The sequence below is a fragment of the Candidatus Zixiibacteriota bacterium genome (assembly GCA_022865345.1).
Lineage (GTDB): Bacteria > Zixibacteria > MSB-5A5 > MSB-5A5 > RBG-16-43-9 > RBG-16-43-9.
Window position 1 is genome coordinate 1 of the sequence record JALHSU010000132.1, and the last position, 2,733, is coordinate 2,733.

Genomic DNA, 2,733 nt, shown 5'->3' on the forward strand with positions numbered 1-2,733 from the left:
CAATCCCTCTGATTTCGATTCTGACGCCAGGCATCTTACAAAAAATGGAAAGTTATGAAGAGACTCGCTTAAATGAATTAACAGGATTAATATAACATACTTAATACGATTTAGCAAGCTACTTTGTTAAATTTTTCACAAACTTCTTATATTTTAAATAGGAGTATTAAGATTATATAACCCTGAAAAGTCTAATTTTATAAAGAAAAAGGGATTATCTCGCTCTTTTACCTTAAGATTTTCCTTGACAAGAAATTACTGTGAAAGTATAATATTTTGTGAAAAGATTCACAAATTCTGTGATGATTTTTTGAATAAAAACACCTAAAGGAGGTCTTCATGGTTTTAGAACGAAGGAAGTTCCTCCAGTTAATCGGCGGCTCAGCAGCCGCAATGGGACTTTCTCACCTCTGGCTTCCCAAGATAGTCCAGGCTATGCTGGAAAATCCTGGCAATCCTCCGGTGATCTGGTTTCAGGGGCAGAGCTGCACTGGCTGCTCCATCTCCACTCTAAATACTGTTTACCCAGACATAGCCAAGGTAATAACCGAGATTATCAGCCTGGAGTTCCATCCTAATATCATGGCATCCGCAGGTGAACAGGCATTGAAGGTCCTGGATTATGCTCTGGAAAATCAGGCTGGCAAGTTTGTGCTGGTGGTAGAGGGAGCTATCCCCACCCAGGCTGCTGGTGCATACAGCACTATGGGAGAAAAAGATGGAAAGCCAATCACTGCCTTAGATTGGGTAACCCGCCTGGGAAATGCCTCCAAAGCTATTTTGAATGTGGGTACTTGTTCTTCTTTTGGAGGGATTCCAGCAGGAACACCTAACCCAACTGGAGCTAAAGCGGTAAGAGATATCCTCCCTAAAGCGACCATGATTAACATCCCAGGGTGCCCTCCTCATCCGGACTGGGTTATCGGGACAATCGCACATGTCTTGCTCTATGGAATACCTGAGCTGGATAAAGATCTCCGCCCCTTAGTTTTCTACAAAAGGCTCATCCATGAGAACTGCGAGAGAAGAGCAGATTTTGAAGCAGGCAAGTTCGCTAAAGATTACGGTGAGGAAGGATGCCTCTTTGAATTGGGTTGCAAAGGACCCATGGCATACTGTGACGTTTCCATTAGAGGATGGAACAATGGAGTGAACTGGTGTAACAGGAGTGGTAGTCCTTGCATCGCCTGCACTGAACCGACCTTCCCCGACCATAATGGATCAGGGTTGTACGGGCTTCTGGATAAGAAAATTCTTTTGGGGATCCCCTGGAGAAAAGATGAGGTAGAAAAACCTAAAAAGTTAGTCAAGCTGACTTAGGAAAGGAAGGAATTCTATGGCAAAAAAGATCACAATTGACCCCATTACTAGAATTGAGGGTCACCTAAAAATAGAGGTCGAGATCGAAAATGGTAAAGTCTCTGATGCCAGAACCTCAGGCGAGATGTTCAGGGGATGGGAGATTATTCTTAAGAACAGGGACCCGAAAGACGCCCAGATGATCACCCAGAGAATCTGCGGGGTTTGTCCTTCTCCCCATGCTCAGGCTTCCACCTTATGTCTGGATGAAGCTTTTGGTATCAACCCGCCGGATAACGGGAGAATAATCCGGAATCTGATCCTGGGAGCAAATTTTATCCAGTCGCATATACTTCATTTTTACCATTTGGCAGCGCTGGACTATGTGGATGTGACTGCAATCCTCTCCTATACCGGAAATGACCCTGGTTTAAACAAAGTCAAAGCCTGGGCTAAATCCGAAGTCGATAGCGGAAGACTAACTGGCGTGGCTCCATTTCTACCCAGATTTAAAGGGGATTATATTACTGATGCTGATGTTAATATCTCTGCACTTGCTCACTACCTGACCGCCCTGGATATCACCAGAAAGAGCCAGGAGATGCTTAGCATCTTTGGCGGAAGAATGCCTCACGAGATAGCGGTAATGCCAGGAGGTGTCTGCGAGAGACCCACTGTAGACAAGATCACCTCTTTTCTGTATAGATTAAGAGAGCTTCAGTCCTTTATCGATAATGTTTACATCCCGGACGTTTTGACAGTGGCAAAGGCATACCCGCGCTATTTCGAGGTCGGCAAAGGATGCGGCAATCTTATGTCCTACGGCGTGTTTGAGGAGAACAATGAGGGAACCAAGAAATTCATCTCCGCAGGGGTCTATCTTGATGGTAAGGCACAACCCTTTGACCCGGGCAAAATAGCAGAATATGTGAAGTATTCCAAGTTTTCATCTAAGACCGGCTTACATCCTTCCCAAGGTGAGACGGTTCCTCAACCGGATAAAAAGAATGCCTATTCCTGGGTGAAATCCCCAAGGTATGAAGGGAAAGTTTGTGAGGTTGGTCCCCTTGCCCGGATGGTGGTTATTCATCTTCAAGGCTCAAACCCTGCAGCATCCAAGCTAATTTCCGATGCCCTGACACAGCTTAATCTGCCGATTTCTTCTCTCTTCTCGGTAATGGGAAGGCACGCTGCCAGAGCTTTAGAAGCTAAGATTGTGGCTGATAAATGCGCCGAGTGGGTGATGCAGCTTGATCCGTCAAAACCGGTTCATACTAAATTTGAGATACCCGACCAGTCCACAGGTATGGGTCTGACTGAAGGTCCCCGGGGCGCTCTGGGCCACTGGATTACCATTAAAAACAAGAAGATCGACAACTACCAGTGCGTCGTTCCCACAACCTGGAACGCCAGCCCCAGAGACGACAAAAACCA

General features: G+C 45.8%; 2 protein-coding genes. Both read left to right on the top strand.

The annotated features are described in order from the left end of the window. Nucleotides 1-339 precede the first annotated feature (339 nt). Nucleotides 340-1,320, top strand: a complete 981-nt coding sequence (locus MUP17_05825; protein ID MCJ7458490.1) for a hydrogenase small subunit — start codon at nucleotides 340-342, stop codon at nucleotides 1,318-1,320. Nucleotides 1,321-1,336: 16 nt separating this feature from the next. Continuing rightward, nucleotides 1,337-2,733, top strand: a 1,397-nt coding sequence (locus MUP17_05830) for a nickel-dependent hydrogenase large subunit (protein MCJ7458491.1), incomplete at its 3' end; no start/stop codon positions are given.